The organism is Pseudomonas sp. WS 5027 (assembly GCF_012985695.1).
GTDB lineage: Bacteria > Pseudomonadota > Gammaproteobacteria > Pseudomonadales > Pseudomonadaceae > Aquipseudomonas > Aquipseudomonas hygromyciniae.
This window is the reverse complement of sequence record NZ_JAAQWU010000044.1, coordinates 1-14,161: the sequence shown is the minus strand read 5'-3', so window position 1 is coordinate 14,161 and position 14,161 is coordinate 1. Positions and strand designations below refer to the sequence as shown.

Annotated in this window: 9 protein-coding genes; 2 read left to right on the top strand and 7 right to left on the bottom strand. The window is 61.5% G+C overall.

Annotated features, from left to right (window positions below; all coding sequences use genetic code 11):
* On the top strand, positions 1–205 hold a 205-nt coding region (locus tag HBO09_RS28715; RefSeq protein ID WP_222933998.1), incomplete at its 5' end, for a hypothetical protein.
* Between the two features lie 17 nt (positions 206–222).
* Here HBO09_RS28715 and HBO09_RS28430 read toward each other — a convergent pair.
* From HBO09_RS28430 to gcvH, 6 genes are all read right to left on the bottom strand, one after another.
* Positions 223–711: an RDD family protein gene (locus HBO09_RS28430; protein ID WP_029300279.1), complete on the bottom strand. Its 489-nt coding sequence runs from the start codon at positions 709–711 to the stop codon at positions 223–225.
* Positions 712–807: 96 nt separating this feature from the next.
* Positions 808–1,020, bottom strand: coding sequence for a cold-shock protein (locus HBO09_RS28425; RefSeq protein WP_029300277.1), 213 nt, complete (start codon positions 1,018–1,020; stop codon positions 808–810).
* A 392-nt stretch (positions 1,021–1,412) separates the two neighbouring features.
* Positions 1,413–2,537, bottom strand: coding sequence for a glycine cleavage system aminomethyltransferase GcvT (gene gcvT, locus HBO09_RS28420; RefSeq protein WP_169999530.1), 1,125 nt, complete (start codon positions 2,535–2,537; stop codon positions 1,413–1,415).
* A gap of 39 nt (positions 2,538–2,576) precedes the next feature.
* Positions 2,577–3,953 carry an L-serine ammonia-lyase gene (locus HBO09_RS28415; protein ID WP_169999531.1) on the bottom strand — a complete coding sequence of 459 codons (1,377 nt, stop codon included), beginning with the start codon at positions 3,951–3,953 and terminating at the stop codon, positions 2,577–2,579.
* A 164-nt stretch (positions 3,954–4,117) separates the two neighbouring features.
* Positions 4,118–6,967: an aminomethyl-transferring glycine dehydrogenase gene (gcvP, locus tag HBO09_RS28410; RefSeq protein ID WP_169999532.1), complete on the bottom strand. Its 2,850-nt coding sequence runs from the start codon at positions 6,965–6,967 to the stop codon at positions 4,118–4,120.
* Positions 6,968–6,977: 10 nt separating this feature from the next.
* Complete coding sequence (gcvH, locus tag HBO09_RS28405; protein ID WP_169999533.1) at positions 6,978–7,361, bottom strand: glycine cleavage system protein GcvH; 384 nt, start codon at positions 7,359–7,361, stop codon at positions 6,978–6,980.
* Between the two features lie 344 nt (positions 7,362–7,705).
* Here gcvH and HBO09_RS28400 point away from each other — a divergent pair, with 344 nt between their 5' ends.
* Positions 7,706–12,370 carry a hypothetical protein gene (locus tag HBO09_RS28400; RefSeq protein ID WP_169999534.1) on the top strand — a complete coding sequence of 1,555 codons (4,665 nt, stop codon included), beginning with the start codon at positions 7,706–7,708 and terminating at the stop codon, positions 12,368–12,370.
* A 9-nt stretch (positions 12,371–12,379) separates the two neighbouring features.
* Here HBO09_RS28400 and HBO09_RS28395 read toward each other — a convergent pair whose 3' ends face one another.
* The gene (locus tag HBO09_RS28395; protein ID WP_169999535.1) at positions 12,380–13,888 is read right to left on the bottom strand and encodes a sigma-54-dependent transcriptional regulator; all 1,509 of its coding nucleotides are present in this window, start codon (positions 13,886–13,888) and stop codon (positions 12,380–12,382) included.
* Positions 13,889–14,161 lie beyond the last annotated feature (273 nt).

The window sequence follows — 14,161 nt, the reverse complement described above, 5'->3', positions numbered from 1 at the left end:
GCCAGCGCTGGGCTGCGAAGCAGCCCTAAACCCGGCCATCGCGGTTTATCTGAAGAAACGCGGCGGGCTTTTTGGGGCTGCTTCGCAGCCCAGCGCGGGCGATGCGGCGTTCCGACAAGCCCGCTCGCCACGGGGGAGTTCGTCAGTTTCTGAAAGTTGTGTAGATACCTATGGCTATCGCAGGCAAGCCAGCTCCCACATTTGATTTACTTCGTTTGGGCGCTATTTCTTTTTCTTCGGGATCCGCACCAGCTGCGTGTCGGAGTAGATGTCATGCCAGGCCCGCTGTTTCTTGTCCACCAGCGACCAGATAAATCCCAGCCCTGCACATAACCACGATGCAATTGACACTACAAAGCGCAATAGCGCCTGCCACAGGCTGATGCGTGAGCCATCCGCGTTCTGCACGCGCACGCCCCACACTTGCATACCCAGCGTCTGCCCGGAATGGGTCCAGAACTTGGCAAAGAAACCAAACAGCACAAAAAACAGAATCGTCGACAGCAGCGGATCACCGTCCAGCGCGCCGGATTCCGAGAGCGTGCGCATCTTTGCTTCGCCGACAAATGCGATCCACACCAGCTTATAGAGGAAGGCAGTGACGATCAGCAGGGCAGTACACAACAGGAAGTCATAGAACATCGCTGCCAGACGACGGCCCAGGCCAACGGCGGGGAATTCGCCTTGGGGGCTTAGCAGGTGTTTCGACATGGCTCGGCTCTCTGAAGGAAAAAAGCCATTTTACGGACAAATACACATAAAAAAGCCTCTGATGTCACCATCAGAGGCTTTTTGTCGCACTAAGGATCAGGCTTCTGCTTGTACTTCGTCCGCTTGCATGCCTTTTTGGCCCTGCACAGCGATGAAGGTCACTTTCTGGCCTTCTTTCAGGCTCTTGAAGCCGTTGCCCTGAATAGCGCGGAAGTGCACGAACAGATCCGGACCGCTTTCTGGAGTGATAAAACCAAAACCTTTCTCGTCGTTAAACCACTTGACGGTACCGCTCTGACGTTCAGCCATTTTCTTATTTCCTTGACGCTAAAAATTAATGACAGCCCCTTTCACATGAAAGAGTACTGGGCTGGGTTGCAGGAAAGTAAGAGACGTCGAACGGGTTGTAGCACAACTACTTCAGCTACTGCCCAGGTCCAGGTTCCAAGCGACCCATGCAAACACAGTGGGCAAACTCTACGCCAACTAACACAGGAAAAACAAGCCCTCTGCAAGCCGCGTATTTACTCGCCTTCATGACACTTCGGTCAACAATGCCGCACTGTGTTATTCGATAGCGTGGGTCACTTGTTATAGGTTAAACGACATAACATTGACTATCGTCAGTGCACTGTTTTATGGCGGTTGTGTTACAGATTAGTGCGAATGAACACAACCGCGTTACTTATAGGAACAGTCAATCAGCCACGGAAGTAACGTTGTGGCACGAATGGCATTTTACTTACACGAAGTGGCACCTTTTTCCCACGCACCAACGCAGAGACTTGGCTATCCAGCGCGGTGTAGGCCATGTCGAGGTAGCCCATGGCGAGCGGGCCGCCAAGGCTGGGGCCAAAGCCGCCGCTGCACACGGTGCCGATCACCGTGCCGTTTTCATCGACTATCTCTGCCCCTTCACGTACCGGCGTGCGCTCCTGTGGCAACAAGCCAACGCGCTTGCGGCTGATACCGGTCTGCTGCTGGGTGAAGATCCGATCGGCACCCGGGAAACCACCCGCACGCGCACCATCAGCACGGCGGACCTTGGAAATGGCCCACAGCAGGCTGGCTTCAATCGGCGTGGTCTCGCTGTTCATATCGTGGCCATAGAGGCACAGGCCGGCTTCCAGGCGCAGGGAATCGCGAGCGCCCAAGCCAATGGCTGCAACTTCCGCTTCGGCCAGCAGGCTGCGGGCCAGGCTCTCGGCGTTGGCCGCGGGTACGGAGATTTCAAAACCGTCTTCGCCGGTATAGCCGGAACGGCTGACATAGCATTCCACCCCCAGCAGGCGCAGGGGCGCGAACTGCATAAAGGTCATCTTGGTCACTTCCGGTGCCAGGCGCGCCAGCACTTTCACCGCCGCCGGGCCTTGCAAGGCCAGCAGGGCGCGCTCTTCAAACAGCGGCTCGATCTGGCATTGCTCGCCGATATGCTGGCGCAGGTGGGCCAGGTCCTGATCCTTGCAGGCGGCGTTGACCACCAGGAACAGTTCGTCGTTACCCAGATTGGCAACCATCAGGTCGTCGAGGATGCCGCCCTGCTCATTGGTGAACATGGCGTAGCGCTGCATGCCCACAGGCAAGTCGATGATATCTACGGGCACCAGGGTCTCCAGGGCCTTGGCCGCGTTGGCGCCGGTCAGGCGGATCTGGCCCATGTGCGACACATCAAACAACCCGGCCTGTTCACGGGTGTGCAGGTGCTCTTTCATCACACCCAGCGGGTATTGCACCGGCATGTCATAGCCGGCGAACGGCACCATGCGTGCGCCCAGTTCGAGATGCAGGGCGTGCAGCGGGGTTTTCAACAGGGTTTCGGTGGACATATTCAGCTCCTGAAAAACGTGCTGGCGCGGTTATAAGCATCAGCACTCGATAATGTTGACGGCCAAACCGCCACGGGCGGTTTCCTTGTATTTGCTTTTCATATCGGCGCCGGTTTGGCGCATGGTGCGGATCACCTTATCCAGGGACACAAAGTGCTGACCATCACCGCGCAAGGCCATGCGCACCGCATTGATTGCCTTCACCGAGCCCATGGCATTGCGCTCGATGCAGGGCACCTGCACCAAACCGCCAATCGGGTCGCAGGTCAGGCCGAGGTTGTGCTCCATGCCGATCTCGGCGGCGTTTTCCACCTGGGAAACCGTGCCGCCCAGCACTTCGCACAAGGCCCCGGCCGCCATGGAGCAGGCCACGCCCACTTCGCCCTGGCAGCCGACCTCGGCCCCGGAGATCGAGGCATTTTCTTTGTAGAGGATGCCGATGGCCGCGGCGGTCAGCAGGAAACGCACCACCCCATCTTCATTGGCACCAGGAATAAAGCGCATGTAGTAGTGCAAAACCGCCGGCACGATCCCGGCGGCACCATTGGTGGGCGCCGTGACCACGCGCCCGCCATTGGCGTTTTCTTCGTTGACCGCCAGGGCGTACAGGTTGACCCAGTCCAGCACCGACAGCGGATCGCGCAGGGCGGATTCGGGGTTCTTGCACAGTTGGCGATGCAACGCCGCGGCGCGACGCTTGACCTTCAAGCCTCCCGGCAGGATCCCTTCATTTCGACAGCCTGCGTCCACACAGTCCTGCATGACCTGCCAGATCTTCAGCAGGCCGCTGCGAGTCTCGGCTTCCGGGCGCCAGGCGCTTTCGTTGGTCAGCATCACCTGGCTGATGGACAGCCCATAGGTGGTGCAATGGCCAAGCAGATCCTTGGCATGCTTGAAGGGGAAGGTCAGGGGCGTAGCGTCTTCGACGATCCGGTCGGCGCCGGCGGCGTCTTCATCCACTACAAAACCGCCGCCCACCGAGTAGTACTCGCGGCTGCGAATCTGGATACCGGCGGCGTCAAACGCACGAAAGATCATGCCGTTGGGGTGGTAGGCGAGGGGTTTGCGAATCATCGCCAGGTGTTCTTTCTCGTTGAACGCAATACTGTGTTCGCCGAGCAAATTCAGGCAGCCGTCCTTGCGCATCTGCGCCAGGCGCGTCGCCACGGTTTCGGTGTTGACGGTGTCCGGGTGTTCGCCTTCCAGTCCGAGCAGCACGGCCTTGTCGCTGCCGTGGCCTTTGCCGGTGGCGCCCAGCGATCCATAGAGCTCCACCTTGACGCAGGTGGTGGCGTGCAGCAGGTCGTCACGCTTGAGGCCTTCGGCGAATCGGGCTGCGGCGCGCATCGGGCCAACGGTGTGAGAGCTTGAGGGGCCGATGCCAATCTTGAACAGGTCGAACACGCTTAAAGACATGAGTGGTTCTCCGGTTTCTTATTATGTGGCGGGTACAATCGGTCCAATTGTGGGAGCGGGCTTGCTCGCGAATGTGGAGTGTCAGTTGATGCATCTGGTGACTGAACCACCACATTCGCGAGTAAGCCCGCTCCCACATTTTTGACCGTATTCACTCAGTCAGATCAGGCGTAGCTCTCGATCGATGGGCACGCACACACCAGGTTGCGATCACCAAACACGTTATCGACCCGGCCAACCGGCGGCCAGTACTTGCCTTCGATCAACGACGCCACTGGGTACACCGCTTGTTCGCGGCTGTACGGATGGCTCCATTCACCGACGATTTCGGCAGCGGTGTGCGGCGCGTTCTTCAGCGGGTTGTCGTCCTTGTCCAGCGTGCCGTTTTCCACCGCGCGGATTTCTTCGCGGATCGCGATCATGGCGTCGCAGAAGCGGTCCAGTTCTTCCTTGGATTCACTTTCGGTCGGCTCGATCATCAAGGTGCCGGCGACCGGGAACGACATGGTCGGCGCATGGAAGCCAAAGTCGATCAGGCGCTTGGCCACGTCATCCACGCTGATGCCGCTGCTGTCCTTGAGCGGGCGCAGGTCCAGGATGCATTCGTGGGCCACCAGGCCGTTGCTACCGGTGTACAGCACCGGGTAGTGCTCTTCCAGGCGACGGGAAATGTAGTTGGCATTGAGGATCGCCAGCTGCGAAGCGCGCTTGAGGCCCGCGCCGCCCATCATGCTGATGTACATCCAGGTGATCGGCAAAATGCTCGCGCTGCCAAACGGTGCTGCGCACACCGCGCCTTCCTTGCGCTCCATGGCCGCGTGGCCTGGGAGGAAGGGCGTGAGGTGCGACTTGACGCCAATCGGACCTACGCCCGGGCCGCCACCGCCGTGGGGGATGCAGAAGGTCTTGTGCAGGTTCAGGTGCGATACGTCGCCGCCGAACTTGCCCGGTGCACACAGGCCGACCATGGCGTTCATGTTGGCGCCGTCGATATACACCTGGCCGCCGTTGTCGTGGATGATCCCACAGATTTCGCGGATGCCTTCCTCGAACACACCGTGGGTCGAGGGGTAGGTGATCATCAGCGCCGCGAGGTGTTCGCGGTGTTCGATGGCCTTGGCGCGCAGGTCTTCGATATCCACGTTGCCACGGGCGTCGCACGCGGTCACCACCACGCGCATGCCGGCCATATTGGCGGTGGCCGGGTTGGTGCCGTGGGCCGACGAAGGAATCAGGCAGATATCGCGGCGCTCTTCGCCACGGCTCTGGTGATAGGCACGGATCGCCAACAGGCCTGCGTACTCACCCTGGGAACCGGCGTTCGGTTGCAGGGAGATCGCATCGTAACCGGTGGCCGCGCAGAGCATGGCTTCCAGTTCGCTGGTCAGTTGCAGGTAGCCGGCGCTTTGCGCGGCCGGGGCGAACGGGTGCAGGGCACCGAACTCGGCCCAGGTCACCGGGATCATTTCACTGGCGGCGTTGAGCTTCATGGTGCACGAGCCCAGCGGGATCATGGTGCGATCCAGTGCCAGGTCCTTGTCGGCCAGTTTGCGCAGGTAGCGCATCAGCTCGGTTTCGGAGTGATAACGGTTGAACACCGGGTGGCTGAGGATCGGCGACTGGCGCAGCAGTGCTGCGGGCAGGGTGCTGTCGACGCTGGCGGCCAGGGCGGCGAAGTCCGGCAGGGCTTTACCGCCTGCGAACACGCTCCACAGGGTTTCGATATCGGCTTGGGTGGTGGTTTCGTCCACCGACAGGCCCAAGCGTGCCGCGTCCACGACGCGCAGGTTGATGCGCTGGGCGCGGGCCTTGTCGTGCAGGGCTGCGGTGTTGGCGCCGGTGGCCAGGGTCAGGGTGTCGAAGAACGTCTCTTGTTCAACCTTGAGGCCCAGCGCGGTCAAGCCATTGGCCAGGATCGCGGTCAGGTGATGAATACGTGTGGCGATCTGCACCAGGCCTTTGGGGCCGTGGTACACCGCGTACATGCTGGCGATGTTGGCCAGCAGCACTTGGGCGGTGCAGATGTTGCTGGTGGCTTTCTCGCGGCGGATATGTTGCTCGCGGGTCTGCATGGCCAGGCGCAGGGCCGGCTTGCCGAAACGGTCTACGGACACCCCGACCAGACGGCCTGGCATATCGCGCTTGAAGGCGTCCTTGGTGGAGAAGTACGCCGCGTGCGGGCCACCAAAGCCCAGGGGCACGCCGAAGCGTTGGGCACTGCCGATGGCCACGTCGGCACCGAACTCGCCCGGCGGGGTCAGCAGGGTCAGGGCCAGCAGGTCGGCGGCCACCGCCACCAGGGCGTTGGCGGCGTGCAAGCGTTCGGTCAGTTCGCGGTAATCGAACACATCACCATTGCTGGCTGGGTATTGCAGCAGGGCGCCGAAGAATGGGCTGACGTCGGTCAGTTCGCGCTCATCGCCCACCACCACCTCGATGCCCAGCGGCTCGGCACGGGTACGCAGCACGTCGAGGGTTTGCGGGTGGCTATGCACCGAGGCGAAGAACGCGTTGCTGCCTTTGTTCTTGCTCAGGCGCTTGCAGAAGGTCATGGCTTCGGCGGCGGCGGTGGCTTCGTCGAGCAAGGATGCGTTGGCGATCGGCAGGCCGGTGAGGTCGCTGATCAGGGTCTGGAAGTTCAGCAGCGCTTCCAGGCGGCCCTGGGAAATTTCTGGCTGGTACGGCGTGTAGGCGGTGTACCAGGCCGGGTTTTCCAGCAGGTTGCGCAGGATCGGCGACGGCGTGTGGCAGTTGTAGTAGCCCTGGCCGATGTAAGTCTTGAACAGCTGGTTCTTGGCCGCGATGGCCTTGATCGACGCCAGGGCATCGGCTTCGCTCAGGCCATCGCTCAGGCCCAGCACGGCGGTGCCCTTGATGCTTTCCGGGATCACGCTGGCGCTCAGGGCTTCGAGGGAATCAAAGCCCAGGGTCGCGAGCATCTGCTGCTCGTCGTCCTGGCGCGGGCCGATATGGCGGGCGATAAATTCGTTGGCGGTGCTCAGGTTGATACTCATGGCGCGCTCCTCAAGCTTCAGCGTTGGCTTTAATCAGGCGGTCGTACGCATCCTGATCCAACAGCTTAGCTACCGCAGCGGCATCAGCTGGTTTGAAGCGGAAGAACCAGCCTTCGCCCATCGGGTCTTCGTTGACCAGTTCCGGGCTGTCGCTGAGCTTTTCGTTCACTTCCAGGACTTCACCGGTCAGGGGCATGTACACGCCGCTGGCCGCCTTGACCGACTCCACGGTGGAAGCTTCTGCACCCTGATCGTAGGCCTGCAGCTCAGGCAATTGGACGAACACCACATCACCCAGGGCGTTTTGCGCGAACGCGGTAATACCCACGGTGACGCTGCCGTCGGCTTCGGCACGCAGCCATTCGTGATCTTCAGTAAAACGCAATTCGCTCATGGAAACTCCTCAGGGCCAGAATCGTCTGGTGGACGGGATTGGAATGGCTAAGTCCTTAGCAAAAATGCGGCCAATATATTTTTATCGTTATAAATCAAAGATTTAAAAAATGTTGATGAGTGCTCGCTGCTAACGACTGTAGCGAAATCGCTACGCTTCGATGGCAGAAAAAAAGCCTATGCGGATCAAAGCCTTGCATGGCGAAGGACGATCGACAGTGTATTGAAAACGTTCCGCTGTAGCGTTTTCAGTACACAGAGTTTCGCGGTGCATTGATTTATGTAGCGCCTCGCACGCCCATGGCCAGCTTACTTTCCTCGCTCCGAATCAGCAGGACGCGCGACATGAGCCATCCAACGGCGGCACTTCACGACACTTCACCGGCGTATGCCTCCCGCGACTATCTCGGGCGTGTGTTTGCCCTGCGCCCGACATTGATGCAGGTGGCCGAGTCGATGATCCAGGACTGGCTTGACGAAGGGCACGCGGGCGCCGGCCTGCGCGCCACGAGTACCTGGCTCGGCGTGCGAAACCAGGAGGATGACAGTTATGGGCAGCTCACCTCCTTGGGGGATGCGTTGATCCAGCGTCGCATGAGCACCCAGGTGCCCTACAGCGCAGACCTTCACCAATTGCTGGTCAGTTCCATCAGCCAAGACCTCATCCCGGCTCCCGCTGGGGTATCGGTCGACGATATCGCGCGCATGCTCGACGCCCTGGCCCCTGGCTTGTTCGATGCCTTCAGTGCGCAGCTTGTGGGCTTCTGGAGTGCGCCGGTAGCGGATGATCCTGGCCTCAGTCGCTGGGGCGCGGTGGGCAAGCAATTGCGCGCGTGCCTACTCACGGCCCGGCAAAACCCGCCGCTGACGTCGCAGGAGGGCAGGCAGTTGCTGGGCTTGGGCGACGGCCCGCAGCAGCTTTGGGGCTATCTGGCGGATCGCCAGGCGCTGGGCTTGCCGGATGTGCTGCACATTTATCAAGTCTATGCCGCTCAGCAGGGCCGGCCGGGGGAGTGGCTGCCGCTGTTGGTCTTGCAGCGCCAGGTGGCGCAGCAGCCGGTGACCCTGGTCTATGTGCCGGCGATGAGTGTGCTCAAACTCACGACGCAGGACGAGTTAGGCGCCTTGCTGCCGCGCTATATGAGCAACTACAGGCCCGGCCAGCTCGTCAGCTGGGTGCTCAAGGAGCCCCAGAGCGATGTGTTCGATGCACAGGCCCAGGCCTTGCTGGAGCGCCAACTGCGTAACCTGCAACAGGTCAATTGGCAGGCCCTGCCCAGCGTCGACAGCTACAAGCACCTGTTCAGCCAGCTCACCGCACCCCAGGTGTGGTTCGATGCCGATTATGTCCAGCAACCCCACGAAGAGCAGTTGCCCCTGTGGTTGCAGACGGCCGACAGCGCTGATCGATACACCTATGGCCAGTGGCTTGAGCGCTTGGCGCACTTGCAAAAACGCAGCGCTGGCGCATCGTTCCTCGACGGGCTCGATCCGATCGACGTGTATGCGCGCAAGGCGCTGCAACGCCAGATGCGCCTGGATTACCCGCAACACGTGCCGGTCAATCCGGATGATTGCCAACTGACCTTTGAACGCACCCAAGGCGCAACCGTGGGCTGGATCCAGCGCACCACCAAGAGCTTGACGCTGTGGTCGCTGGAAAATCCCTTTGCCACACCCTACGCCAACGTGCAGATCCGCCCAGAGGCGCCGGGCGGGTGGGTCACGCCGGGCTACCTGAAAACGCTCATCGAAACCGTTGATGTGGGCCGGCATTATCCGGCGCGACTCAAGACCGCGTTAGTGTCAGACCCGGTAGAGGCGGCACGCCGTCGGCGTTTGTTTGTCGAGCAGATGGCGCTGCAACTGCCGATGCGCGCCCTGGAAAACCGCCTGCGGCAATGCCACGGGTTTACCCCCGCAGGCGTGCGAGTGGTGCAGGCCCTGCTGCAGAGCGATCCGCAAAAGCGCAGCATCGGCCAGGCCGTCATCGTTGGCCGCCCCTTGGCGTTTTTGACCCATGCCGGCGGCGCCGCCCATAAAGCCAGCAACCTGTTTGTCATCGGCCCGCGGGACAACGGTGAACTCCCCCATATTCTGTATCGGCCCGATCAGGTCGAGGCCGTGCTCCAACAGTTCCCCAGTCGCCAGGCGTTGCTCGATGCGATCACCCGCACGGGCAGCGATTTACAGGCTGTGGTACTCGAACGTCTTGACGAAAAAAGCCGGGCATTGTTTGCCAATGGCGGTTTTCTGAGCCCCCATGTCCAGCGTTTTCTGCAAGGTGACGAGTACAGCGAACAACCAGCTTCCAGCCCGGCCTTGCTCAGTGACGAGACGGTGCCAGGGGTGTTTCTTGAGGCCGTCTTTGATGAAAACGCCAGGAACCTCTGGCAGACCGCTGAAAAACAATCCATCTCTACCGAGGCGTTGCGCTGGACACTGTTCAAGAATGACCTCTGGCAGTTGTTCAACGCGCTCTTGCCCATGCTCAGGGGCCCGGTGGCGGTGGCCGGGTGGCTGTCCCTGGTATTTGGCAGTTTCCGTACCGTGCTGGCGTTGCCGGCCACGGCCAGTGAGGAAGACAGCGCCACGGCACTGGTCGAGTTGATGGGCAGCCTGGCGGGCCTGTTGTTGAGCCCTGTCGTCGGCCTCGATGAACGCTTGCGCTTGAGTGAGACCAGAGCGGTCACCCATGGCCCGATTGCGCAGTTCGAGAGCCCGCCAATCACCCATACCCAGCAGGCGTTGTCGACGTTTGCCTGGCAGCGCTCACTGGCGGATATCACTGGAATGGATTTCTCCTGGGCCAACTCGCGTTTGCGCCTCGACCCGGCGCAACAGGCACAGCTTGAGACCTTCCGCTGGTCGCCGGGGCGCGGCGAGCGGTGGCCGGGAACTCCCACGATCACCTCGCCGGACACGCCGGTACGGGGACAGGTCGCGGTCCAGCGTGCGCAGGGAACAGTCCGCCATGCCGACTACCTGTTGCTCGACAGCAAGGTGTATGGGGTCAAAAAGGTTGCGGGCCGTTGGCGAATTGTCGACCTGCGAGCCCCTCAGCGTCAGGGCCCCTGGCTGCGCAAAGACGCGCACGGGGTATGGAAACCGGACCTGGGCCTGCAACTGCTCGGCGGTCAGCCAAAAACCACGGCCGCCAGCCGCCGCGCGAGCATCCAGCAGCGTAACCAGATGCTTAAAAGTCATTATGAGGCGATGACCCAGCGCTTGACGGAGGTCGAAACGCGGGTGGCGGCTGCGCAAGAGAGCTACCTAAAAACCCACATACGCCAACCGGAGCGTTTCACTGAGCAAGAACGGCATGACCGTCGCGCCAGCTATTTAGTGGAACTGGAGAAGCAATCCCAGGCACAGCTCGCCAAGCTGGATGCGTTGATCGCACGCAACGCTAACCAAGCGGTGGAGAGGTTCGAGCAGGAGAAGATCCTGCAACTTGTAGACCTCGTCGAAAACCTGCGCCTGCAAATGGCGGTGCTGATTACCAGCCGAGCGGCCGAGGCTTTTACCGGTGAGCGCCGCAGCCAGTTGCAAGCGCAACTGAGCGATGAAGACGTCGCCGTTGCCCAGGCGGCGCACCAGACGTTTTTCCAGGCCACGCAGAAGATCATCGGCTACAACGACAAACTGATTGAATTGAGCATTCTGGAGCGCAACAACCATGCGCGGCTGGCCCAGATGCCAGGGTATGCCGCCCGTGCCGACGCGATGTCGCCCTCGGTGCTCGGGACGCCGCTGGACTGGAAGTCTGTGCAACTCAAAGCGCTGAGTGGCGTGCTGCTGCGCCGGCCGCCGCTCCCCGAGGAATATGACGACTTCATGCAGATCAGGTCGTTGGTCGATGAGGCGATCCAATCGGTCCAGTCACAAAAAACCTTGCGGGCACCCGGCCCCCTGAGTGTGCAGCAGCGCATCGACGGGTATGACGCGCTGCTGCTTGACTATGACAACACCCAGGCGCGCCTGCGCGAGTATGGCGACACGGCAACTGATCTGCTTTACGAGGGCAGCATTGAGAGCGTGAATCGCCTGCTCAACGCCCTCGAACACGAAGTCAGAGACTCCTTGGCCACGCTGCTGCGCGAGCGCGAGCGCACCCCCGCGCGTAAGCCGGGGCCCGCGCTGGACGCCGGCAAACGCTTGATCCGCGATCGCAAGAACCGCTACCTGGTGGGGCAGGCCCGTGGTACCTCGTCGGCGCAGGATGCGGGGATTGTCGACGTCATCAACCCTGTCGATCAGAGCGTGGTGGCGAGCTTTCGCCAGACCCCGGGCAGTGAAACATTTGAGACGCTCACCGAGGCCAGTACACCGCCCATGCGGGCCGTGCGCCCTCTGGAAAAACTGCTGGGCGATGCGCGCAAACTGCTGGACCGCCAGGCGATTGTGCTCGACCAGGCCCGCAACGAAGCCCGCAACGCCAACCAGCCCGCCAGCGTCGAGGCCAGGTTGGCGCGTCACAGCGAGAAGATGAAGGCGGTGGCTGAGAAGATCCGCAAAGCCCCGGGGCAGGACAGTACCCGGGCAACCCAGAAGCCGTTGCTCGACGAGCTCGCCCAAGGCTCGCGCAATCTGCTGGAGCAAGGCCGGCTGATCCGTATCGAAATGGTCAAGCGCCTGGCACCCGACGAAGAGGGCATTGCCTATCTGCAAAGCCAAAATGAGGTGCAAATCCTGCCGATAGAGGGGCGCATTGCCCTCAAGCGGGCGAATGATTTCCTGCAGGAATATATGGTCAAGGACAAGGACGGCAAGGTCTTGGCCTATGCCCATTTTCATTACCGCACGCCCGCGACCCCGAATGCCGAGTACAGCGCCGGCCATTTGAAACGGCCGGAACAGCGTTTTATGAGCTTTCGCAGCCTGGTCGACAAGACCGACAGCGATGTCATCGCCATCTACTATTCGCGGATCAGCGGGGCGATGGCCCAGCGCCTGTTTTTCAGCGCCAAGGGGGCGGTGGTGCAGCGCGGGCGTCGGACCTTCTGGTGAGCACGTGGCTCAGGGTTTGCCGGGGATCCCGTACTTGCGAAGCCGATGGGCGATCGCCGTGTGGGACGTCTGCAGGCGGTTGGCCAGTTGGCGTGTGGAGGGATAGCTGACGTAGAGCTTTTCCAGCAGGCTGCGTTCGAAACCCTCCACCGCCTGTTCCAGGCTGTCGACCTCGCCGTCACTCTGGCGGGCGACCGAGGTGCCGGCAATGTCCAGGTCGCCAATGTCCACCAGATTGCTTTCGCAAATGGCGGCGGCGCGGAAGATCACGTTCTGCAACTGGCGCACGTTACCCGGCCAGCGGTTGCCCAGCAGTGCCGTGTAGGTGCCCGGCGCCAGGCGACAGACCGGGCGCTGGATCTGCGCGCAGGCCTGCTGCATGAAGTAGCGGGCCAGCAGCAGGATGTCTTGGCCACGCTCACGCAGGGGCGGGACTTCGACATTCAATACGTTTAGGCGGTAGAACAGGTCTTCGCGGAAGGTGCCTTCGCTGACCATTTTTTCCAGGTCGCGGTGGGTGGCACTGAGGATGCGCACATTGACCTTGACCTCACGATCGCCACCGACCCGGCGAAAGCTGCCGTCATTGAGAAAGCGCAGCAGCTTGGCCTGCAAGTACGGCGACATCTCGCCAATCTCATCGAGAAACACCGTGCCCTGGTCGGCCAACTCCATCAGCCCCGGCTTGCCGCCGCGCTGGGCACCGGTGAAAGCGCCGGGGGCGTAGCCGAACAGCTCGCTTTCGGCGAGGTTCTCCGGCAGGGCCGCGCAGTTGAGCGCCAGGAATGGCGAGCTATGACGCGCACTGATGGCATGGCAGGCGCGGGCCACCAGCTCTTTACCGGTCCCGGTTTCGCCCTGGATCAATAGCGGGGCATCGAGGGCGGCGACCCGTTGTGCACGGGTCTTGAGGGTGCGGATGGCCACGGATTCACCCAGCAGCGCATCGAAGCCTTCGGCATGGTCATGATGCAGAGCTGACAGCCGCTCACCGATCCGGTTGGGCGGGTACAGGGTCAGCAGCGCACCGGCATCGGTAATCGGAGTGGCGTCCAGCAGCAAGGTCTGGCCGTTGACGCTGATCTCGCGCAGGGGCAGGCGAAAGCCATGCTCGAGCAAGGTATCGAGCAGCGCCGGATCGTCAAACAGTTCGGCGATGCTTTCGCCCGCCGGCTCGCGACCATACAGGGCAATCAGCGCCGGGTTGGCCAGCAACACCTTGCCGGCGCTGTCCAGGGCCAGTACCGGGTCGGTCATGGCCGCCAGCAGGGCGTCGAGTTGCAGGTGACGGCGCTGGCCGGGAAGGATGTCGACCACGGTCACCGCTTGTACGCCGTGGACGTTGAACAGCGCGTCGCGCAGCTCCTCCAACACCTCCACGCTCAGGGTCGGCGCGTCGATGTAGACGTTGGGCGGGATCATCTCCACCGCATCCAGGTTGAGATTGCGGCCACCGAGCAGGGCCAGGACTTCCTGGGTGATGCCGACGCGGTCGATGAAGCTGACGTGGATACGCATGGGGTGGATATTGATTCTGCAATGCGGAGGGTGGCCAGTATGCCTGAGCGGGGGAGGAGATCAAAAATGTGGGAGCTGGCTTGCCAGCGATAGCGGTAGATCAGTCAGCCCATGAGTTGCTGATAGATCCCTATCGCAGCATAGGTATCTACACAACTTTCAGAAACTGACGAACTCCCCTGTGGCGAGCGGGCTTGCCCCGCGCTGGGCTGCGAAGCAGCCCCAAAACCAGCCGCTGCGGTGTATCTGGTACAACGCATTCGGCTTATTGGG

Bases quoted from the DNA above. Each gene is read 5' to 3' on its own strand.
- HBO09_RS28425 (WP_029300277.1), bottom strand. From the start codon at position 1,020: ATGGCTGAACGTCAGAGCGGTACCGTCAAGTGGTTTAACGACGAGAAA.
- HBO09_RS28415 (WP_169999531.1), bottom strand. From the start codon at position 3,953: ATGTCTTTAAGCGTGTTCGACCTGTTCAAGATTGGCATCGGCCCCTCA.
- HBO09_RS28430 (WP_029300279.1), bottom strand. From the start codon at position 711: ATGTCGAAACACCTGCTAAGCCCCCAAGGCGAATTCCCCGCCGTTGGC.
- HBO09_RS28400 (WP_169999534.1), top strand. From the start codon at position 7,706: ATGAGCCATCCAACGGCGGCACTTCACGACACTTCACCGGCGTATGCC.
- gcvT (WP_169999530.1), bottom strand. From the start codon at position 2,537: ATGTCCACCGAAACCCTGTTGAAAACCCCGCTGCACGCCCTGCATCTC.
- HBO09_RS28395 (WP_169999535.1), bottom strand. From the start codon at position 13,888: ATGCGTATCCACGTCAGCTTCATCGACCGCGTCGGCATCACCCAGGAA.
- gcvP (WP_169999532.1), bottom strand. From the start codon at position 6,967: ATGAGTATCAACCTGAGCACCGCCAACGAATTTATCGCCCGCCATATC.
- gcvH (WP_169999533.1), bottom strand. From the start codon at position 7,361: ATGAGCGAATTGCGTTTTACTGAAGATCACGAATGGCTGCGTGCCGAA.